At 44.7% G+C, this 22,180-nt stretch carries 16 protein-coding genes and 1 pseudogene; 7 read left to right on the forward strand and 10 right to left on the reverse strand.

What is annotated here, in order from left to right:
• Positions 1 to 238, forward strand: a pseudogene (locus tag QUB08_RS28185) (hypothetical protein); the annotation flags it as partial.
• Between the two features lie 177 nt (positions 239 to 415).
• On the opposite strand, the gene QUB08_RS28190 reads toward QUB08_RS28185, so the two are convergent.
• Together QUB08_RS28190 and QUB08_RS28195 are read right to left on the reverse strand one after the other, a co-directional pair.
• Positions 416 to 994, reverse strand: a complete 579-nt coding sequence (locus tag QUB08_RS28190; RefSeq protein ID WP_333229113.1) for a Uma2 family endonuclease — start codon at positions 992 to 994, stop codon at positions 416 to 418.
• A gap of 124 nt (positions 995 to 1,118) precedes the next feature.
• Positions 1,119 to 1,526, reverse strand: a complete 408-nt coding sequence (locus QUB08_RS28195; RefSeq protein WP_333229115.1) for a GFA family protein — start codon at positions 1,524 to 1,526, stop codon at positions 1,119 to 1,121.
• Positions 1,527 to 2,226: 700 nt separating this feature from the next.
• Between QUB08_RS28195 and QUB08_RS28200 the strand changes: the two genes are divergently transcribed.
• Entirely contained in the window at positions 2,227 to 3,336 is a 1,110-nt protein-coding gene (locus QUB08_RS28200; protein WP_333229117.1) for a hypothetical protein, read from the forward strand.
• A gap of 201 nt (positions 3,337 to 3,537) precedes the next feature.
• Here QUB08_RS28200 and QUB08_RS28205 read toward each other — a convergent pair whose 3' ends face one another.
• The 3 genes from QUB08_RS28205 to QUB08_RS32215 are packed head-to-tail and all read right to left on the reverse strand — an operon-like array spanning position 3,538 to position 6,323.
• Entirely contained in the window at positions 3,538 to 4,314 is a 777-nt protein-coding gene (locus QUB08_RS28205) for a hypothetical protein (RefSeq protein WP_333229119.1), read from the reverse strand.
• Positions 4,281 to 6,014, reverse strand: coding sequence for a DEAD/DEAH box helicase family protein (locus QUB08_RS28210; protein ID WP_333229136.1), 1,734 nt, complete (start codon positions 6,012 to 6,014; stop codon positions 4,281 to 4,283). The genes QUB08_RS28205 and QUB08_RS28210 overlap by 34 nt, the downstream gene beginning before the upstream one ends.
• Before the next feature lie 9 nt (positions 6,015 to 6,023).
• A complete protein-coding gene (locus tag QUB08_RS32215) occupies positions 6,024 to 6,323 on the reverse strand; it encodes an HNH endonuclease (protein ID WP_445300961.1) in 300 nt (99 codons plus the stop codon).
• A gap of 347 nt (positions 6,324 to 6,670) precedes the next feature.
• Here QUB08_RS32215 and QUB08_RS28220 point away from each other — a divergent pair, with 347 nt between their 5' ends.
• From QUB08_RS28220 to QUB08_RS28230, 3 genes are read left to right on the forward strand one after another with little or no spacing between them, the layout of a single operon-like run.
• Positions 6,671 to 6,871, forward strand: a complete 201-nt coding sequence (locus tag QUB08_RS28220; RefSeq protein ID WP_333229123.1) for a hypothetical protein — start codon at positions 6,671 to 6,673, stop codon at positions 6,869 to 6,871.
• A gap of 22 nt (positions 6,872 to 6,893) precedes the next feature.
• Positions 6,894 to 7,100: a hypothetical protein gene (locus QUB08_RS28225; RefSeq protein WP_333229125.1), complete on the forward strand. Its 207-nt coding sequence runs from the start codon at positions 6,894 to 6,896 to the stop codon at positions 7,098 to 7,100.
• Positions 7,097 to 7,492 (forward strand): hypothetical protein, encoded by a 396-nt coding sequence (locus QUB08_RS28230; RefSeq protein ID WP_333229127.1) that lies wholly within the window; start codon positions 7,097 to 7,099, stop codon positions 7,490 to 7,492. Before QUB08_RS28225 ends, QUB08_RS28230 begins: the two co-directional genes overlap by 4 nt.
• 83 nt (positions 7,493 to 7,575) lie before the next feature.
• On the opposite strand, the gene QUB08_RS28235 is transcribed toward QUB08_RS28230, so the two are convergent.
• The 3 genes from QUB08_RS28235 to cobU form a co-directional block, all read right to left on the reverse strand.
• The gene (locus QUB08_RS28235) at positions 7,576 to 9,645 is read right to left on the reverse strand and encodes an AarF/ABC1/UbiB kinase family protein (RefSeq protein ID WP_333229128.1); all 2,070 of its coding nucleotides are present in this window, start codon (positions 9,643 to 9,645) and stop codon (positions 7,576 to 7,578) included.
• Between the two features lie 77 nt (positions 9,646 to 9,722).
• Positions 9,723 to 10,145: a hypothetical protein gene (locus tag QUB08_RS28240; protein ID WP_333229130.1), complete on the reverse strand. Its 423-nt coding sequence runs from the start codon at positions 10,143 to 10,145 to the stop codon at positions 9,723 to 9,725.
• 277 nt (positions 10,146 to 10,422) lie between these two features.
• Positions 10,423 to 10,998, reverse strand: coding sequence for a bifunctional adenosylcobinamide kinase/adenosylcobinamide-phosphate guanylyltransferase (gene cobU, locus QUB08_RS28245; protein WP_333229132.1), 576 nt, complete (start codon positions 10,996 to 10,998; stop codon positions 10,423 to 10,425).
• Between the two features lie 309 nt (positions 10,999 to 11,307).
• On the opposite strand from cobU, the gene QUB08_RS28250 reads away from it, so the two are divergent.
• On the forward strand, positions 11,308 to 12,279 hold the full coding sequence (locus tag QUB08_RS28250) for a glycosyltransferase family 2 protein (RefSeq protein WP_333229134.1): 972 nt from the start codon (positions 11,308 to 11,310) through the stop codon (positions 12,277 to 12,279).
• A gap of 1 nt (position 12,280) precedes the next feature.
• On the opposite strand, the gene QUB08_RS28255 is transcribed toward QUB08_RS28250, so the two are convergent.
• Entirely contained in the window at positions 12,281 to 12,493 is a 213-nt protein-coding gene (locus QUB08_RS28255) for a hypothetical protein (protein WP_333094623.1), read from the reverse strand.
• On the opposite strand from QUB08_RS28255, the gene QUB08_RS28260 reads away from it, so the two are divergent.
• Positions 12,420 to 13,337, forward strand: a complete 918-nt coding sequence (locus tag QUB08_RS28260; protein WP_333229138.1) for a glycosyltransferase family 2 protein — start codon at positions 12,420 to 12,422, stop codon at positions 13,335 to 13,337. The genes QUB08_RS28255 and QUB08_RS28260 overlap by 74 nt on opposite strands.
• Before the next feature lie 127 nt (positions 13,338 to 13,464).
• On the opposite strand, the gene QUB08_RS28265 is transcribed toward QUB08_RS28260, so the two are convergent.
• Positions 13,465 to 22,176 carry a Calx-beta domain-containing protein gene (locus QUB08_RS28265; protein WP_333229140.1) on the reverse strand — a complete coding sequence of 2,904 codons (8,712 nt, stop codon included), beginning with the start codon at positions 22,174 to 22,176 and terminating at the stop codon, positions 13,465 to 13,467.
• Between the last annotated feature and the right edge of the window lie 4 nt (positions 22,177 to 22,180).

Below are 22,180 nucleotides of genomic sequence, written 5' to 3' on the forward strand. Positions count from 1 at the left end.
AGTACCTACCCAAATGGAATTATCGTGCAGTTCCGACTATTTAGCAGACGCTAAAGTTATTAAATTTTCATTCCTTATAATTGTGTCGCAGTTACAGTACAATACTCTTCTCGATCGACTTATCCGGAACATCTGCGGTTTAACTTTGAACAGTCTGAACAGCTTGTTGTCTGCTTTAATTCAAAAAATAAACCACCCCGATCGCCCTATCGGTAAGAAAAATGACACGATCTTGTAAACTTACGTAAATTACCTCGATCGATTTGAGCTTTGAGATTTGAGATTTTGGAATTAACCCCACCGATCGCCAAATCCTCACATAATTTCATCAAAAATTACCTTCTCTGAAAAATCTTATTGCTCGAATGGCTCTACCAGAATTGCCTCTAAAATCCAACGTGTAAGAATCGTATATCTAGGGCTGTATATCGAAAACAATTTCCTCATATAATTGCTCGATCGGCAAACTTAGATTGATACTTTGAAACTCAACCATATCACCCTCCCGATAGCTAAGAATCACCCATTCACCAGCATCATTTTTATGATAAATATCGATCGCCATCTCATCTGAACTCACTAAAACATAATCAACCAGATTCGGATTGCGGCGATACTTCTCAAACTTCTTCCCTCGATCGTAAGCTTCGGTGCTATCCGATAAAACCTCGACAATTAAGCAGGGATAGGTAATATAGAGAGGATGCTCCCTATCTCGATCGTCACAAGTCACGCTTAGATCGGGATACGTATAGTTTGGTGTATTGAGAATGTTAACCTTTAAATCTGAATTAAAAACACGACAAGGACTTCCCCGCAAGTGCGATCTGATTAAACTACCAACATTTAATTTAATCGCACTATGATTTTGAGTGCCACCACTCATCGCATAAACCCGACCATCGATCAGTTCGTGCTTTTCCAGTTGTTGCTCCTCCCAACTAAAGTACTCTTCGGGCGTAAAATAGCGGTCGTTATCTCGTGCTGCTATCACAACCATAAACTCCCTAATCCAAAAGTAATAATATTAATTCTACCTCTAAAAATTCAGCATTCACGAGTTCGATCGCAGGCTTGATTCGATCGTCTCCTTGTCTGAGGATTTGATTATGCCTTGTTTATAAAGCCCCATCAGGTAGGCCTTGAAACGACGGGATGCCATCATAAGGTTCATGCCAAGTCGCTTTAGACTCCACATTTACATGAGCCGAAGGACGGAAGTCTATGGGGGTATCAACTGTGGAAAGAACAATCGCAAGATACAAGGATTTATCTTGCGGATAATTCATTAGCCTTGTTCCGCAGTTTGAGCAAAATGCTCTAAAGCCACCCAAATCGTTTTTGTGTTCTTTGAGTAAATTTTCACCTTTTGTGATTTTGAGTGTATTCCCTTTTGCAAGAGTTACTGTAACAAAAGCAGAACCATGAGCCTTCCTACAGAAAGAACAGTGGCAATTAAATGTTTTCTCCGAAATTAGTTCTACTTCGTATTCAATCTGACCGCAAAGGCAGCTACCTTTTACCATTTTCTTTTCCTCCTAAAGGCATAACTTATAATTGTGTCGCAGATGCGGTACAATACTATTCCTAGTTGGCAGATCTCGCACATCTGTGGTTTAACTCCGAACATTCTCAACAGCTTGTTGTCTGTTTTAATTCAAAAGACCTCTTGCAAAAATAACTAGGACGGGCAAGATGCCCATCCCACAAAAATCTTTTTTTCTTGTGGGATGGGCATATTGCCCGTCCGAAAATTGGATTAAAAAGACTTTTGCAAGAGGTCTATTAGCTTTTTTGACACTTCGCCCACGACGGGCTGAGATTGAGTGTGAAGAGGATACTTTATGATGATCGATCTGGGACGCCTCAATTATAGCAAGTCTCTGTCACCAGCTACAGTAGCAGCTTAAATTAGGACTTACGCATGGATGCCCAGAAACCAAGTTTTTGCGAAAATACTTCGTTGCAGTCCACAAATTCGGTAAAAAACCCGGTTTCTTTGGTCTGAGTTACCCATGAATGACCAGAAACCGGGTTTGTAGGAAAATACTTCGTTGCAGTCCACAAATTCGGTAAAAACCCGGTTTCTTCGATCGCACTTGGTAAGTCCTGTAATCAATCGAACCAAAATGTAAAATATTGTTACAAGTTACTTGACATCAGGAACTAAATCTAAATTACCAATGACTATAATTGGGTAAAAAATAATTTTCTAGGGGAAATTCCATGCAGAAACTAACTCGAATTTTATTCGCTACAGCTTTAACCCTAAGTATTTTGTGTTCTCCCACAGCAGCTTTTGCTAAACCGAAAATTCAGATAGCCATCCTTTTAGATTCTAGTAATAGCATGGATGGACTGATCGACCAGACGCGCACTCAACTTTGGCAAGTTGTTAATTTTTTAACTAAAGTAACCAAAGATGGCGAAGTCCCAGAGTTAGAGGTTGCCCTTTACCATTATGGTAATGACAGCTTACCTTCTGAGGAAGGTTTTGTCAGATTATTAACTGGATTTACTCCTGAATTAGATTTAGTTTCCGAAAAGCTATTTAGTATCAAAACCAACGGCGGTCAAGAATATGCTGGCTGGGTAATTCGTTCGGCAATGCAAGAATTAAACTGGAGTAAAAATCAGGAAGATTTTCGCGTGATTTTTATTGCGGGTAATGAACCATTCGATCAAGGCCCTATAGTTTGGAATCAATCGGTCAATCTCGCTGTCAAAGGAGATACTCTCGTTAATACTATCTACTGTGGTTCAGCGGAAAGTCAGGAGCGACAACTTTGGGTATCAGGAGCAGATTTAGCAAAAGGCAGTAGCTTCAACATTAATCAAAACCAACAAATTGTGGTAATTAAGTCCCCTTACGACGACGAAATTTCTACTTGGAATACTAAACTCAATCAAACCTACATCCCCTACGGTAGAGAAGGAAGAGTAGGACAACAACGTCAGGCTGTTGAAGATAGTAATTCTGGCACAAGTTTTGCTTCGCGTAGTGCCTCCAAAGCTTCTGAATACTATGATAATTCTTCTTGGGACTTACTAGATGCCCTCGAAAACGGAACAGTTAAACTAGAGGCAATATCAGATGAGAATTTACCAGAAATCATGCGAGGGATGACGCTAACAGAAAAAAGAGCATATGTAGCTGGAAAGAAAACCGAAAGAGAAGCGATTAAAAAGACGATCCGCGACTTATCTCAAAAGCGTACAGCATATATTGAACAACAGCGCCAATCTAATACCAATAGTGGTGAAAATACTCTCGATCGCGTGATGATTCAGAGTCTCCGCCAGCAATTAGCCGCTAAAGGATTCAAGCTTAATTAAAAGAACGCAGACGAAATTTTATCTGCGTTCATCTGTGTTTATTTGCGGTTAAAAAATCAGAATTATGCAAGTGTCAGAATTAGTAAGGTACTCTACTATCCCAACCCCTCGATAATCCGTTGATCGTGAAAGTAGTAGATCACCCTACAAGTTGCTTGTCCTGATGCCGATTGCATAAGAGCTGTTGAGAAAACCGAGTTTTTATGATCGGTTGTTTTCAAGCGCAAGCGATTCTCCGATTAAACTATAAAGTTCTCTGAGTTGCTCAGAGTCCAAAGCTTTAATTAGCGCCTCTCCAGCTCTCTTGGGATTATGGCGAGGAATCTTTACATATGAAGGGGTATTTAGGCTACTAGATGGAACTTTTTCTGACCAATCTTTCACCAGTTTCCGCCCCAGATCGGTGATTTGGTAATAACCACGTTTATTACCGGATAATGGTTCAATCCATCCCAAGTCTAGCCAATCTTTCCTCCAAATGTGTGCGTTACTTAAACAAGTCCGCAATACTCGTTCAATCTTAACTGCATTTATAGGCTGCTGGTCTGGACAAGCTTGAACCAGCTTAGAAAAATTTTTCAAATATTTTGACGAACTTCCCTGCTCTTGAAATTGATCTTGTTCAGGCTCAAACGTCTTTGCATTAGGTGATGCTAGTTCCTGAATAATTTTATCAATATCTGACGGCTCATAACCCAAACCAAATGGTGGTTTAGCCTTGCAGAGTTCCTCATAAGTCTTAAATGGCTGTCCACGCTCGTCAACAAGCTGATGATAGCCAGAGAATTGCTTCATCAAATCGCGCCATGCTTTCAATTGTTGAGCATTGAATGCAGCATCATGTAAGGCTGATTGCAGTTCCAGCCTTACAGCGATCGCCCAAGGGCGCGATCCAGGAGGTGCATTGAGTTCGCCTGCATTGCCCAGAGTTTCTATGTGAGCTTTCAATCGTTCATTGGATATTTGCTTTGTAGCCATGCCCACACCCGCCTCAATTCTTCAAGTGCCATTGCTGTGCGTGACTTGCCAAATTCTTTGACAATTTCCCCATTAATGGTTTTGAACTCCATACCATTCTTGGCTGTATAGTAACGGACATATTTTTCAATTTGGTCTCGTATAATGGACAGCTCTTCACTTGGGGTTAACGATTCTTGGTTTGATGAGTCTGCATAAACTTCAGGGCTAATTCGCCGTGTATTATACGACTCCATAAAACGTTTCAAATTTATAGTGCTGCCACTAATTCCAAACTCCTGTGCGGTTGATTTAATGATAGCGGTTTCAGCATAATCAACAGTTTCCCCATTACTTGAATCCGATGCTCTTGAGCGTGTTAAACTTGAATTTAATGCGATAATACTATTATATACCTGTTCTTTGTTTTTAGCATCATTCTCCTTATTACCACCATTGCCATTGTCACGTCTATTTAATTCTCTTTCCCTCAGAATAGGCTCTTGTTCGGCCATGATTTTTTGTACGCAGTTCACAGCCAACTGGTCATCTGGAAGATCAATTAACCCTGTTTTTTTCAAAGCTCCAGCTTCTCGATCGACTCTCGCAGCCCTTGCCCATGATTGTTCCAGCCAAGGCTTACTTCTGATATTAGTTAAACAGGCAACATGGGTAATTGCCGGAACGTCAAGCCCTTCATACGCCATTGCCACTGTTACTAAAGCATCAACTGCTTTTTCATTGCCGTAATTGTAGTGTTTATTAAATCTTTTAATTGCTGTTTGTGCTTCTTTCGATTCATCACTTGTGGCTTTTAAAGCTTTTATTCCTAACTTTTGCAGCCACTTCAAATATTGATTAGCTGTTGCTATTGATGGCGCGAGTACCAATAGCTTAGCTCTCTGGTTATCTTTTTTATGTGACTTCCAATTATCAACACACTTTGTGAGTAACTGCTCGGCGTATCCGGTACTAAGCGCTGTGCGAAGTGCTATGCCCCTATAGTCTCCAGCCTCTGCTAGGCTTTCCACTGAATTTTTCTGCCCTTGTTGGTCTATCCATTCAGCCTGTCCATCACCCCATTCAAAATGGAGAGGAACAATAGCGCCCTCTCTGAGTGCTTGTCCTCTCGTATATTCAATAACTACAGTACCTTTACTACTTGATAGATCTGGAGTACGACCGCTAGGAGTTAGTTTATAGGGCATAAAAGCAATTTCCTTTCGATCTCCACGCTCACCGGTTCCTGTTACTAAGATAACTAATACAGCATTATCTACCAATGGCTGTAACGCTCCATGCCATGCTCCATCTTGCTCAACATGATGAAACTCATCCAGCACTAGAATATAGCGCTTGCGTCGAAGTTCATGAGCATGAAGATCGGGACTTGCTATAATAGCCTGGTATGTAGCTACATAGCCATTCATCCCCTTGCATGGATTAGGCTCATTGTTATTTGCCATAATTCTATGCTGATGCCCTAGCATATTTTTGAAATACCCATCTTCAAAATTCTCTTCTGCTTGCTTTTGGAGATTGAGTCTGGGAACAACCCAACAGATTGCATCAGCTATGGTTCCATGAAAGCTGTTGCCCGAATTACGATTGGGAATTAAGTTTGCCGCAGCAATTACTGGGATAAGACTCTTACCGCCTCCAGGCGTAACAAGCATAAGAATTTTTTTAATTTGTTCGCCTGCCTTTATGCGTTTACAGATTTGTAAAAATTAATCTTGATGTCTTCTTAAATTAAGAGGTTCTTTAGGAGATTGTGAAGAAAAAAGGTCTAATTGGATTGAATCTGTCATGTTTCTGTTCTCCTCAGCAGTTTTTTGATGATGACATTTGGGACATAATGCCTGCATTTCGTGGACATTGGTTCTCTGAGTTTCTGCCCATCGCTCAATATGATCTGCGTGCCAGTCTGAAGGCAAATCACATCTACAATGCTGGCACTTGCCGTTGGCGGCATACCAGAGGGCAGCGCGTAGCCGTTTCGATCGAAGGAAGCGACTCTGATTCTGCATCGGAAAAAGCTATAAGGCTTACGCAGCAAGTAAAAAGATATACTGTAGAAATCTTATCTATTTTTGAAGTTTTAGTCAACATAAAGATTTTATGAGCTAGCTGTCTCCACTTTTGTGAACCGGATTACGACGAAGCAGGCAGCGACATCTTCCTGGAACAATCCCGTCGCGATAGCTGGTTCGGCGGTTCCGGCAACAACATTTCTTAATGCGGTGGGGTTGCCGTTTTTTGGCTATGTTGGTAGGATAACGTATATCGCGCAACCGCGCAATACGTAGTTATCTCACCACGCAGTAAACCGCCCCCTCGCCAGATGCGAGAATACAGGTATGCGCGTATGAGAGACATGGCTAAAAAAATTCCACCTGAAATGGCTGAACTAAGCGTTTACGTAGATAAAAAGCTAAAGCTACGATTCAAACTAGCTTGCACAGCTCAAGAAAAGCCAATGAGCGAAGTCATCGGTTTACTGATGAAGCAATGGCTAGAGACAGCAGAAACCCCGCCAGAGCCTAAAACTCAAGCGGGGCAAAACGTTCAAGACTGAGGAGACATTAAGCGAGGGACAAATGTTGAGAGACGCAGACAACCCAGAAAAATCTTGGGAAGACTTGGAAGCCGAACTCGCTGAACACCCGGACAGACCTTTTTATGCTCGGAGTGACGCAGAAGCTGCTAAGCGATGCGAACAGCAAAACCGCGAAGCAACAAGACACCCCGATGCAACCGGAAGAACCTATTACACCTGTGATGATAAAAAAAGGAAAAACCGATGACCGAATATCGATTAACACCCGCAAAGTACCACCACGTACAAGTAGTTGTTTCCCTGAACCGCTTTCACTTAGACAGCTATAAAAACCCTGATGAAGCATTGACAAAACTGCTTGAACTCGGTTACACTCCTGAATTGCGATATCAATGGAATCCAGAGCGAAACGAATTTGACTTATACGCCCTAATTCACGACTTACCGCTAGAAGAATCGCTAATGACCGATGAAAAGTGTCAGGAGTTTTTCAAGCATTTCAAACACAGCCAAATATATTCGATCGGGTGCGGTAACGCTGACCCCGATTGGCTATTTGCTTGGGGTTTTGATGACCCCCGCCGTCACGCCAAGCCCGAAGAAATTGAACCTTTACCACCAGCTACAGCAGCAGCTTAAAGTAATGAACGCAGACGGAATTCCATCTGCGTTCATCTGTGTTTATCTGCTAATATCTGCGGTCAAAAAAACGCCAAATCAAACTACTTCGCAGCAGGTAAAGACAACTGAGGCGAAGTTTTAGGATAGCTTCCATTATCGGGAAGTGCTGCGGGTTCGGAGGAAAGCAAAAACTCACGAATTACCCTAGCAACGGCTCTTTGAGCTAAACCGCCGACTACTTTCTGCCCCATGTTCTGCACTTCTGGTTTCACCAACAACTGCGGAAGTAGCTGCAATACTTTCGTCCCGTCAAAACCAGGAGTTGATTGCAAAATATCCCAAATCCGTTTGATGTGTTCTAGATTGTTTTTTTCTATTTGTGAAACCACAGGTTGATTTGCCTTGACTCCAAACCATTCGCCGACTACAGATTTGGCGTTAGCAAAGGCGTTGCTGGAAAGTGTGTCGAGACTCTTGACTAATTCCAGGACAATACGATCGCGAATGAAATCTCCTCTTTCGGAAAATAAATACTCTAATGCTTGGTTCAAGATTTTGCTGACATCGTAGTCGTCACTCTCGCGGGCATTGTTGAGCAAGTTTTCTAAGCGGTTCCAGCGGAATTCGCCTTGTTTGAACAGCAAATCTTGCAGGGATGCTCTCAATTCCGGTGCGGGGTCGCTCAACAGCCGTTTTGCAACGTAAGGATAGGCTTTGCTGAGCACTTTGAATTCGGGGTCAACGTTGATGGCAATGCCTTCTAAGGTGACGAGCGATCGAATAATCAAAGCATAGTAAGCTGGAACTCGGAAAGGATATTCGTACATCACCGCCGAAAGTTCGTCAGTAATGCTTTTGAAATTGAGTTCGGCAACGCTAGCACCCAAAGCATTGTTAAAGACCCCCGCCAAAGCTGGAATAATTGGCGTTAAATCGGTGTCTGGTGTTAAAAACTCCAACTTGACATAATCTTTTGCCAAACCTTCAAAGTCGCGGTTCACCAAATGCACCACAGCTTCCAACAAGCCGTACCGCTGATAAGGTTTAACTTCGCTCATCATCCCGAAATCGAGATAAGCTAATTGACCGTCAGGAGTTGCCAAAAGATTGCCGGGATGCGGGTCAGCGTGAAAGAAACCATGTTCTAGGAGTTGTCTGAGAGAGCACTGCACCCCCACTTCAATTAAGTAAGGAGCATCGATTCCTTGAGCTTTAACGGCTTCTAAATTCGTGAGTTTGATGCCGGTGATCCACTCCATTGTTAAGACGCGGCGGCGGGTATATTCCCAGTAGATGCTGGGAACATAAATGTCTTTGATGTGGCCGTATAGTTGGGCAAACCGTTCGGCATTTTGTCCTTCGTGGGTGTAGTCCATTTCTTCGTAAATGCGCTCGCCCAACTCGTCCATAATGCTTGCGAGGTCGCTGCGAATTATTTTGAAGTTGTTTTGTGCCCAAACTGCAACGCGCCGCAGGATGTAGATATCTAAGCCGATGTTTTCGGCTAAACCGGGTCGCTGGACTTTGATGGCGACTGTTTCCCCGGTTTTGAGTTTGCCTTTGTAGACTTGTCCGAGGGAAGCTGCTGCGATCGGATCGGGGGTGATTTCTGCGTAGATGTCTTTGGGGTGGGCGCCCAATTCTTCTTGGATGAATTGATATGCTACTTCGTTCGGAAATGCTGGCAATTGGTCTTGCAGCGTTGTTAGTTCTTCTAAATATACTGGCGGTACTAAGTCGGGCCGTGTTGAGAGTGCTTGTCCGATTTTGATGAAAGCTGGGCCGAGTTGGGCCAGAATTTCTCGCAGTCGGACGGCGCGACGCTTTTGGTTGGTGGCGGTACGACCTGTTTTGCCGTCGAACCACACACTGAAGGCAAAGCTAAAAAATGTCCAAACAACACTCGACAGCCTTCCCCAGACTTGTAGAGGTCGATTTCGGTACAGGGCTGCGATCGCCACTGGATCGTACCGAACAGCATCTCCGGCTAACTCGAAAGCTATGTCTCTGGCTGATTTGAGCCGATCGTCCGTTACGAGATCCGTCTCTAGTGATACTGGTACTGCTTGCAGGGGAATTGTATTTGCATCTTGGAGATTGCCGAGTACAGCCTGAGTCCCTGAATTTACATAAGTTGGCGGGGAGGCTGGCGATACTGTCTTGACATTCATAAATCAGACCTAGTGTGAAGCATTGTAAATATATTGTAACAATTTAAGGAAGAAGACCCTTCTTCCTTCTTATATACTTACTCGCCGCTGGATCTTTGGAGTCGATCGCGAATGCCTGATAGTTGCGATTGGCTGCTGACTGGCGATCGAGGTTGGGGCATTTCGGTATCGGGCCAGTTCGGTAAGTCGTTACAGGGACAGAACTCCGGGGGCATTCCGGTTTTTTTGAACACTACGGGCATAGCGCAGCGCGCGCAGGGACTGATTTCCCAAGCTGGTGTCAGCAGTTGGGCAATTGTTTCGTTTGTACCTTCGAGGTAACAGTCTCCGCTGTCGCGGGAGATGATTTTTTGCCAGCACTCTTCAAATTCCTGGCTGTAGCGATCGCCCGCATTTACCGATTTGGGCAGCAGCGCTTCGGAACCATTGCGAATTAATACTTTTTTGCCTAACTGAAACCAGTAAGCAATATATTTTCTTACTTCACGATCTGATGCCATAACTTTTAGTCAACCCTTCAACTAATTGATTATTTTAGACTTTTAATTTGAAATTAGCACTCTTTCTTAAGAGACACTTTATCTTTTACATAATTTCAAAAATTGGCTATTCCTCATGTCAAATTGTTGGGCGGTTCCCCCTAGGGATTATGTTTTTTGACTAATTTATTTGACTCTTGAGTTTTCAATCTTAGTTAAAATTATACCTGATTTTTAGTTAAAATTGTCCATCGGGAAACCGAGATGTTTTCTCTCTTGTCGATCGCGACTCCGGCTGTTAATTTTTCGCTATGGGCGGCAGTGGCGTACCCAAAGCGCTGAGATTCAAGGCGTAACCTCCGGTGGCGAGATAAACAGTATCGGCGATCGCCCCGATGTGGCGCACGAGAGTGCCGAGGCGATCGCGAAACAGCCGCCCCGCCGGATAAGCAGGCACAACACCCCATCCGGTTTCTTCCCCTACCAAAATGACATCAGCCGCCGCCGACTTCAAACAGACTAACAAATCTTGCTGCTCCGTCGCCCAAACAGCAGCTTCTTGTTCCAAAAGATTAGCTGTCCAAGTTCCCAGGGAATCAATCAACAAGCAATCTGAGGGCTGGCTGGCCCGCACAACTGCCGATAATTCGATCGGTACTTCTAGAGTTGTCCAATCAACTGGACGGCGATTTCGGTGCTGATCGAGGCGACGCAGCCACTCCAAATCCGTTTCATCAACGCGACCGGTAGCCACATAGATTATTTGTTTTCCCGAACCCGCCGCCAGAGTTTCGGCCCATTCACTTTTGCCGCTTCGGGCCGGCCCAGTTACTAAGATTAATTGTCTTGATGTGGTGGGTTCTGAGTTACTCATTAGTCAGTCGATTTTAGATTTTAGATTTTAGATTTTAGATTTACTCCACAACAAATGATTTTGGGAGATTGAAGTTTGGTTAAAATTTTTGGGCTGCTCGCGACTAATGTCGCGGGCTTGTCTCCCTTCTTTGGGCGGGGTCACATACAAATGATTAAACATAATTCCCAATTGCCAATTCCCAATTAGCAATTACCAATTATGATTTAAACGGCCAACTACCAAATGCTTTTTAAGCGATAATAGCATTGATGAGACAATATCAGAGTAAGTCGATCGCGAACCCCCGTATTTCCCAAGCTGTTATTTATGCCAGATCATCCTCAGATCTCAGCGATTATTTGCACCCACAATCGCGCCGCCTATTTAGGTGGGGCGATCGACAGCTTGCTGGTACAGGATTTTCCCGACAACTTTGAAGTAGTAGTAGTGGATAACGCTTCTAGCGATTATGCAAGCCCCGAAAGTTCGACTTCGCGCACCCGCGAGGTGGTAGAAGCAAGACTGGGGGATGGCCGCATCAAGTACGTCTGGGAACCCGAAATCGGTTTGTCAGTAGCCCGGAACACCGGCGCTAAGCAAGCTCGCAGTGAAATATTAGCTTATCTCGACGACGACGCTATTGCTGAGCCGAATTGGCTCAGGGTGCTGCACGCGGCTTATCAAAACAATCAAAAACTCGCCGTAGCTGGTGGCAAAGTCAATTTGCTCTGGCCTTCGGGAGTCAGCCCGCCCGAATGGCTGTCACCCGGATTAGCCCAGAACTTGGGATCATACGATTTAGGCGATACTTGCCTGTACGTGACTGCTGCCGGTTTAACTCCCAGGGGTGTAAACTACTCAATCCGGCGCGCTTTTCTCGAACAAATTGGCGGCTTCGATGTCAAACTCGGTAGAGTCGGCACAAAGTTGCTGTCAAATGAAGAGTTGCGGGCCACAGAATTAGCTTTAGAGTTAGGTTGGCAAGTAGTTTATCTACCGGATGCCCTGGTGCGGCACAATGTCGCTGGAGAAAGGCTCAACAAAGCTTGGTTTCTACAGCGCGGGTGGTGGCAAGGCATCAGCGAGTGTTATCGCGAACAATTGTCCGATCGAGCCGGTATTGCTCAGCTTGGGCGGGGGGGTGAAAGAATCTTGAGGGGAGTCTGGAAGTCTTTTAAATATATTAGAGATCCAGGGCTGCGCTTTGAAAATTTCGTTTTTGCCTGGGGTCAAATCGGTTATTTGAGCGCAGCCATTCGCGGCCTGATTTTTGCACCGAAATCGACCAGCAGGCATTAGGCTATAGGCAATATCCCTCGCTGCTCAACTCGTTGGCGCGGCTGTGCCGATCGCATTTCATCCACCAAAACTCGACCGCATTTAGGTTCAAGCACTCGATTATGACATCTAGTTCATCCAAGATTCCGGTTTCAGTTCTCATTCCGGCAAAAGACGAAGAACTTAATCTACCAGCGTGTCTGGCCAGCATTGCTAGGGCGGATGAAGTTTTCATGGTTGATTCCCAAAGCAGCGATCGCACGGTAGAAATTGCCATCAGCACCGGCGCAAAAGTAGTGCAGTTTTACTTTGACAACCGCTGGCCGAAAAAGAAAAATTGGTCATTGGACAATCTGCCCTTTCGCAACGAATGGGTATTAATTGTCGATTGCGACGAGCGCATTCCCCCGGAACTTTGGGACGAAATCGCGCAGGCGATCGAAGACCCCAATTTTGACGGCTACTACCTAAACCGCAAAGTCTTCTTTTTAGGTCAGTGGCTGCGTTACGGCGGCCGATATCCCGACTGGAATTTGCGTTTGTTCAAGCATCAAAAAGGACGTTACGAAAACCTCGGCACTGAATCCGTCCCCAATACAGGCGACAACGAAGTTCACGAACACGTAATTTTAGCTGGTCAAGTCGGCTACTTAAAAAATGACATGATCCACGAGGATTATCGCGATTTATTTCACTGGATAGAACGGCACAACCGCTATTCTAATTGGGAAGCTCGCGTTTATTACAATATTATTGAAGGCCGCGACGACAGCGGCACTATTGGCGCTCACTTATTTGGAGATGCAGTGCAGCGGAAGCGATTTCTCAAAAAAGTTTGGGTATGGCTGCCTTTTAAACCAATGCTCAGATTTATTTTATTTTACTTCATTCAGCTCGGCTTTTTGGATGGAAAAGCTGGCTATATTTATGCAAGGCTATTGAGTCAGTACGAGTATCAAATTAATGCAAAACTTTACGAGTTGCGTTGTTGTGGCGGTCAGTTGAATGTGGCAGAATCAGAGCCTACTCTGTCGCCGCCAGTAGTTATCAGTCAAGAGACAGAAGTGAAATTGCCGTAATAGTAGGTATGAAATTTTAACCGCAGATGGCGGCGGATTGACGCCGATGAACCCAGATAAATGTTGATTTGGGTTAAGTGCGATCGCCCTTTTTTTACTTAAGGGCGATCGCGCTTTTCTTGATTTCCTAAATCAACCGGAAATTAGCGGATGTAATCGCATTGGCACTCACTCCAACCATCACCCCTAACTGCTCCCCTGTCAAGAGATTCTTAATAAGAGTTCCCTGAGTATTTTGAGTTATTTCTAACTGACCAAAACTCAAGCCACCGCTCAATCCCATCAAATCTTGACCCAGAGTAAAATCAGCGATGATATCAAATCCTTCACCAGCTTTTAAGGCAAAGATATCGTTGCCGCTACCGCCAATCAAACTATCATTTCCCATGCCTCCGTCAAGGAGATCGTCGCCTTTGCCACCAGTGAGAGTATCGTTATCTAGGCCTCCGTAAAGAGTATCATTTCCTGCACACCCTCCCAGGATATCTGCTCCTTCGTCACCGTTGATTAAGTCATTACCTTCACCGCCGCAGATGGTATCCGAACCTAACTGTCCAAACAGGTAGTCATCACCTTGACTACCAAGCATGGTGTCATTACCTTTGCCTCCATATAAGGTGTCATTATCCTTACCACCATCGATGAAGTCATCATCTTTGTTGCCATAAAGGATGTCATTACCTTCGCGGCCATGTAAGAAGTCATTGCCTTTGCCTCCGAAGATTAAATCGTTGCCCGATTCGCCAAGGATGATGTCGCTTCCTTCATCTCCATACAGAGTATCTTCATCTTTGCCTCCGGCGATGAAGTCATTGCCTTGGTTGCCATTAATAATGTCATTATCGGCACCACCGTAGAAGTTGTCATCCCCGGATTTGCCCTCGAATATATTGGCAGCATTGCTACCTAGTAATTCATCGTTTTGGGCAGTGCCTATTTGAAGGCCGGATGCGCCGAGTATGGTGTTTTCAACAGAGTTGGGTCGGTTTAAGTTGGGATAGGTAATTTGGTCGCAGATGCACTCATCGTCTGAGAGGTTATTAGTTGTTGGGGTGGGGGTTGGTGTTTCCGATGGTGTCGGTGTTTCCGAGGCTGTTTCCGATGGTGTGGGTGTGTCGGAGGCTGTTACTGATGGGGTCAGAGCGATCGGTGGGGTCAGAGCGATCGGTGGGGTCGGAGCGATCGGTGTTGGGGTGTCAGTGCCGGTTTCGGTGTCGGTTTCGGTGCCGATTTCGCCAGAGGTAGGTTCCTCTGGAACGATCGGGCTATTACCATCAATAGTCTCGACCACAGGGCGAACGGTAGGGTCATTAACCTGCACCTTCTCCATCCGAGCCAGAATCGCCTCTTTGGTGTTTTGAGCGAGGAACTGTTCAACTGTCACAGTTCCCGCAGCCAGTTCCGGCAGTCCCACCGCAATTTGACCTACAGAGACCGCCTGCAATTTGGTAATTTCGAGGGCGATATCCTTAATAGAGCGACCGCTAGCGACGAGATCCTTGACCATTTGATTGCCCAGAGCAATGATTTGAGCGGCTGCTTTAGCGGCATTCTCTAGCTGGGTTGGATTGATTTTCGGATCGGACTTTGCTGCTTGAGTAATGGCTCCTTGAACCATCGCTAAGATTGTTTCTGCTTTACCCAAATCTAAAGGAGTGCCGCCCTTAGCTTGATTGGCGATCGCACCAATTGTCGCCCCCGCAAGCTGAGTCAGTGGCAGAGAACTTGCTCCGTCAATAAACTTAGCCGTTTGGACTATAGTGTTTTGCACCTGAACGTCTAAGGCATAGACAGCTAGACCACTTGGTTCTTCATTGGCCATGGCTTGCTGAGAGTCATACAGACTCAACTCAACGCCAGAGGGAATACCCAAGGCAGCTTGAACCTGAGTCTGCGCCTCTTCTGAGGAAAGACCAGTTAATGCCAACTCGGCCACAAGCGTTGTTAGAGGAGTCACCATTATCGTGTTGGCTGTGGAAAATAAGGGCGTATCCAGAGGCAAATTCGTAGCCGTGTCAGTACCGCCGATCGCCACCAGCTTACCTTCACTGGGATCTAGGGAGTTGTTTTTGTTGGTGTCAAAAGTGTCAAATGGGATATCTATCTTGTAACTGCCATCTGCTTTCGTCTTAGTAGATGGCTCATTGGCATCTTGCAAGTCGTTCAAGTTGGCATCAAAGAACAGAGTTGCCCCATCAATATAACTGGCTTGTACCGTTCCCTGTTTTGCTCCAAACTCAAACTTAAACAGATTTTCGTTACCCAAGATGAACTCTTTTGTGATGCCTAATGCACCAAATTCAGCCTTAGCCGTGGCATCTATTGAGCCTTTAAAGTTGAGAGATTTACCGGGATCGTACAATAGATCGTACAGTTCATTACCGCGCAGTTTTCCATCTGGTGGAACGTCACGATCCACCAGATCCATATCTATTGTGCCTTGGATTCCCCCCGTCACTTTAGCCGTAAGTACAGGGCTATTTAAACCAGCATACAGTTGCAAAAATGCTTTGAGCGTAGCTTCGGGTACATCTTTGCCGGTGCCGTCAGCGTTTTCTGTATCACTGACATAAAATCCCTTCCAAAGATCGCTAGAATACCACTGTTGCTTCGCTTCCATCTTCTGAACGATCTGTTTAATACCGTTGGTATCATAACCAATATCGATGGGACGAACTTTCAAGTCTATACCACCCTCAATCCCCAAAAACCCTGGGAAAATATCGTATCTCAAGCCAGCGAGAGATAGATCTAATTCGGGCAGTTTGTACGTCATGATGGAAATGTCATTTCCAGCCAAGAGCTTTCCAGCAGATTTAGGATCGCTAAAGAGTGGAAAGTTGAGATTCTCGATTACCCCTGACAGTGCGTCTGCAACTTTACTCTTTTTATTTTCATTTTTTGTCCCGCTAACTTGGTTTTTTACCCCTGGCGTTTTTTTCTGTTGCGTGAGACTGTTGTTTAATGCACCCTTACGTTTTGTATCCAGTTCCTCAAGCTCTTTGTACTTGTCGGCATATTCTTCAGCGTTGCTACTTAGTTTCTTAATTAAGTCATAGCCTACTGCGGCTTCACTACCTGGTTTGATCCAGGTATAAGGTTCAAAGCTCAGTGCAAAGTTACTGCCATCTTTAGTAGAGTCTTCGACTAATCTGCTAAACTCATCTACTTTAACAACAGCATTGACAAACAAAGAAGCTGCTTTTGCTCTCTTATCTCCTGACACTTCTGCCAGTTTTGTTACCAGTTCCAGAATACTGACTTTTTCATCGGAGTCGGTATCGAAGAAAGTAGTGGTTCTGCCATTAAAATCTACACTTGCTAAGGCATTATCAATTCCGGTAAAAATTTTAGTGTCGCTTTTCAGGAAATCAATAATGGGTCGAATGGGCTTGAGGATATTCGAAACATAGCCATCATTGCCAAAAATTGGCTTGACAATGCCCGTTATCGTTCTCCCTAAATCTAATTTGATGTTATGAACTGTGAAAGAATTTGGATCTTCTTGTTCAGTTTTTTTACCGTCTTTGTAGGTGACTGCAGGCAACTGACTGGACAGGTCGAACTGGAAAGGTGGCACAAACCAATACTTGTCTGTCACCTGACCGGCAAGATTGAGCGTCCCAACTGCTGTTAAGTCCGACCCATATAATTTTTTAGCCCCAGTCCCTCCTGAAGCTGAAGAATAGTTCTGTGCTATTTCCGTTGCAGTTAGCCCAGAGCCATCTGAATCATTTGCTGACCCATCAATATCGAGCAAATTCAAATTATACGTTGCCAGAGATTGACTTAGACCTGTAGCATCCGACTTGCCACTAAATTCGACCGGCAGAAATCCATTGATGCTGTTGGAAAATTTCTCACCGTCTTTGAGGCGTTCATCAACAATTACATTGGCCAATTTCGTATATCCGGTATCGATATACCATCCCAGCTCTGGCTTGTAATTTAGGCCCACATCCAGATCGTACTTCAGTGTTGTAGAACCGCCGTTTATACTACCTGCGTCATTAAATTTGATGCGGTCTAAGAGATTAAATCCCTTACTTCCTAGAGAAGTGTCAAACTTTTCTTCTGCCTTAATCTGGAATTGCAACTTATCGTTTGTTACCTGAAATTGATTAGGGGTTAAGGAAAATCCTTGCGGCAAGACTGCTGTTAGCTTTTGTTGTAGATTTGTGCCAGTCAGTTGAGGGTTCTCAACCAGTACATTCGCAAAGCTTTGACCCACCTTAGACAAACTATTTTGAAGTAAATCACTTGGAAATTGCCCAAAGAACGGTAGAGCGACATTTTTATTATCCTGGGCAGCAGAAGTTCCCAGCAAATCAAAAGCGAGTTGAGCCATACTCGCTCTTGTTGGCTTATCGTCACTACTATCAAAGATAATCCCCTGTGCAACACTATTGTCTAATGTGACATTGCTTGGACTGCTGAAGATCAGTTTGAAGCGCTCGTTAAATTCAGGTTTCGAGTCGCCATTGATGTTAACGCGAATCGTTTTTTCAGTTTCTTCTGGTGCAAACGTTAAAGTTTGCTGTGGGTCGATCGCCTGGTAATCATTATCTAAAACTGTAGCAGTGTCATCCTGCGTGCGATAGCGAAGGCTAACTGGAGCTTGGGTTGTGCCGGGCCGATCGAGCTTGAGCTTAAAGATGGCTGAGTTAGTCGTTCCCTTTGCTCCTTCGGGGATTAGGACAACTGGATCGACTGAAATGTTGGGTCTAGCACCGTTAGGATATAAGGATTGGGAGTCATTAAAATCATCAATGACAACTGTCCCCTCCCCTACAGCCTTGACTTTTTGGGCATTTGCGTCATTTATCTCGTGGAGAACAACGCTAAACGTTTCGTCACCTTCCGCTTTGGTATCGGGGTTAACCACAGCAACAAAGTCACGCTCCCCCGCTTTTATTTCTAATTTTTCCGTATCCGTTAACGGCGTGGTGGTAACGGTGATAGTTTTACTTGTTTCTCCCGGCTCGAACCAGAGACCCCCTGAGATTTCCGTGTAATCGTTATCAGAACTCTTAGCCGTACCATCTTTAGTTTTAACTCCAACCTGTGTTCCTTTTGAGAAGGGTTTGGAAAGTGTAACGCTAAAAGTAGCAGTTCCCTTCTTGTCTTCATCAAGGATGGCAGTATCGCTAATCGTAGCTACTGGTCTGTCATCATCAACAATTGTTGCCGTACCTGTAGCCTTTGTCAGGGTGGCATTAGTGGCATTGCTGAGAACCAGGTTAAATGTTTCGTCAGGTTCAATGTCGGTGTCACCATTCACCAGCACTTTAATAGTTTTCTTTGTTTCGCCTGGTGCAAACTCAAGCTTGCCCTGAAGGTGCGTATAATCTATACCATTGTTTGCACCTGTTGTTGTGTAGTCAACCGTCACTGGAACGTTGAGCGCTTTTGCAAGATTGACCGTAAAAGTCACTTCTTTTTTGCCGCTGTCGCCCTCTGTCATACTTACGGGCGCGTCATCAATCCAAAGTTCGATTTTGTCGTTAATCGTAATGGTTCCAGTATCTTTGGCAAGCAAGACATTGACGGGATTGCTGAGAATGACAGAAAAAGTCTCGTTTGGCTCTGGCTTACCATCGTTAATGATCGGAACCGATATGGATTTAGTGGTTTCGCCTGACGCGAATGAGACTTTACCAGCGGCGACTGGCTTATAGTCTTGATTCGCGATTGCCGTACCATCTTTGAATGCGTAGTTAACCGATACGTACTCTGTGCTGGGACTAGACAGCTTAATCTCAACATTAGCGACTCCATCTCCACTGCTGGAACCAACTGTTTCCGCAACATTGATATCGGAAACAGAAATTTTCGGTTTGAAATCGTCCTCAAGTACCGTTGCGATTGCAGTGCCTTTATCTTGATCGATGATCACATTAGTGCCATTCTCGACAATCAGCTTAAACTTTAAAGTGCTGTTTTCTTCAAATGCCGTGTCACCTCTTACTGGAATTGTAATCGTCTTACTGGTTTCACCCGGCGCAAATGTTGCGAGAGTCGGTTCAACGGACTGATAGGTAGCCCCGATCTGACCGTAATAACTTACATCCTCAGTCCGATAATAGAAACTAATGGGCATACCTGCCGGCTTAGAGAGAGTAACTGTAAAATTGGCTTGGGTAGAAAAAGTATTATTATTTCCGTCAGCATTCCCCTCATTCAGAGTTATATTCTCCACAGAAATTTCTGGTGGATCATCATCGTCGAGTATGCGTATACCGCTATCAAAACTGCCATAAATCGAAGCATTTTCAGGAGCGCTTATGCGAACCCAAACCGACTCATATTTTGTTTCCTGGATGAGATCGCCTTTGATAGCTATGTCGATCTTTTTCTCAGTTTCTCCCGGATTGAAGATGATAGTTTGGAGTGGAAGGGTATAGTCCTCATTGGGTGTGGCTAAGCTGTTATGCCAAGTCGGTTCGTCAGTTTCAACCTTAACTTTGACGGGAATACTGCTTGGTTTGTCAAGATAAAGAGGAATGTAAGTGTTAGTATTGCCACTGTTTCCTTCTTCGACAGAGTATGGGTGATCTAGCTTTTGGTATTGGGATTGGCTAAACGCATTAAAACTAATGCGCGGCTTATCACCATCCTTGATAGTCCCGACCCCAGTTGCCTTACCCAAAGGAGCATTTTCAGGGTTACTCAAAGTCACTTTAAACGTTTCATCAGGTTCCCATGTGTCATCCTCTGTAACTGGGATGTCGATAGTTTTGAGGGTTTCGCCGGGATTAAACGTAATCAGGGTTGCAACCTTTGGTGTGTAGTCTCCATCTGCAAATTTTGCCGTGCCATCAACCGTTTGATAGTAAACCGTTACTGGCGAGGCGACTTGTCTAGACAGAGAAAGGGTAAAGGTAGCTTTCTTATCGCTTTCCTTTAGGGAAATGTCGTTAATGGAAATAGCAAACGGTTGATTTACATTGAGATTGCCTGTTTTTGTGCCCGCATCAAACCGAATGAAGTCTAAGACAGGAATGTCGGCATTAATAGTTTGGCTGCCCAGAGCCTGTGCAATATCTGCTGTCAAGAACACATAACGGCTTGTCCCAGCCGGAATCATCTCTTGAAACCCTCTAAATTCTAAGTTGCTCCCAGAAGCAATGGGAGAGAGACTTTGCAGTAGCCTATCACTGGCATCAAGTTGATTATCATTAGAAACCCAAACTTTAAATCCATTGGCAGCAATATTGGATGTTTGATAAGTGCCGCCAGTAGTAGCAGTTAAACCTGTAAAAAGTGTATTGGCATTAGTTGGTGAGGATGTAGCTAGATGGACTTGGTAAAGAATATTGTTTTTTGTGTTGGCGTCAAAACTTTTCCCAGTAAGGGGCTGACCAGTCATGTCAATCTGACGAGGCAAACTGTAACGCAAGACGCGATTCTGGTCAGCAACCCACAGTTGCTGCTTGTCATTATCAAAAAAGCTATCTTGTACCGCTGTAAAATTTGTATCAGTTGTTGCGGATACTGTACTGGTAAAGTCAGCTTGCCCCAAAACGTTACTTGCTGATGCGCCGTTACTTAAAGAAGCAGCATTTTCAAAAATCAAGACCCGTTTGTTAGAGGTATCTGTAACGTACAGTTGTCCTGCTGCACCCCCAGATATCCATGTTGGCATATTAAATCCATTTTGATTGGTAGCTGTAGCTTTACTGGTAAAGTTCGATTGTCCTAAAACTCCGTCAGCGGCGGCACCGTTAGCTTTGGTAGCCGCGTTGTCAAACCGCAAGACTCTGTGGTTCCCCCTGTCAGCCACCCACAGCCGACTCGCACTATCCACAAATATATCTGTCGGGGCAGCCAAAGTGTTGGCAGAAGCAGTTGAGGAATAGCTGTTTGTCGTAAGGTTTGATTGTCCTAAAACTCCATCAGCCGCTGCACCGTTAGCTTTAGTAGCCGCGTTGTCAAACCGCAAGACTCTGTGGTTCGCCATGTCAGCCACCCACAGCCGACCCGCACCATCGACAAATACGCTCCTGGGATAGTTCATACCTGTGCTGCTGGTAGCTGTAGCTGTACTGGTAAAGTTCGGCTGTCCTAAAACTCCGTCAGCGGCGGCACCGTTAGCTTTGGTAGCTGCGTTGTCAAACCGCAGGACTCTATTGTGATTTAAGTCAGCCACCCACAACCGTCCTTGGTTATCAACAAAAATACCCTTGGGATCTAAGTCATTTCCCAAGCTGGCTTCAGGGCTAGAACCATTCTGAGCAGCATCAAGGGAACTAAACCTTGAAATGCTACCGAACGCAGTAACGAAGACTTTCTTGCTGATGGGATCGATTGCAATTGAGGAGGAGTCCCTGAGTATGCCCCTGTCATTGGCCGTAAAATCTGCTTGTCCTAATACAACGTCAGCAGCTTGAACGTTTTTCCAAGGCGAAACATTTTGATTGATGGCAGCAGTGTTGAAATTCCAAGCTGTTGTGCCTGTAGTGCCGGCATAATTATTACCAGCTAAGTCTTTAATTGCACCAGCAGCAATTTCAACGTAGTAACCAGTACCGGGCGCTAAATTTGCCGTGGGATTAACGGTGACGGTACTACCGCTAACTGTAACGTTGGCTGAGGTAACATTTATAGTTTCCACCACCGTGCCGTCGGTTTTCTTGATAACCAGATTGCCGATGCCTTTTTGTACGGCTTCACTCAAGGTGACTACTAAATTAGCAGCAACTGCAACACCAGTGGCGTTATCTGCGGGGGTGAAGGTGGCGGCTGTCGGTGGTGTGGTATCAACGGTGGCAGCAGTGTTGAAATTCCAAGCTGTTGTGCCTGTAGTGCCGGCATAATTATTACCAGCTAAGTCTTTAATTGCA

The organism is Microcoleus sp. BR0-C5, assembly GCF_036705045.1.
GTDB lineage: Bacteria > Cyanobacteriota > Cyanobacteriia > Cyanobacteriales > Microcoleaceae > Microcoleus.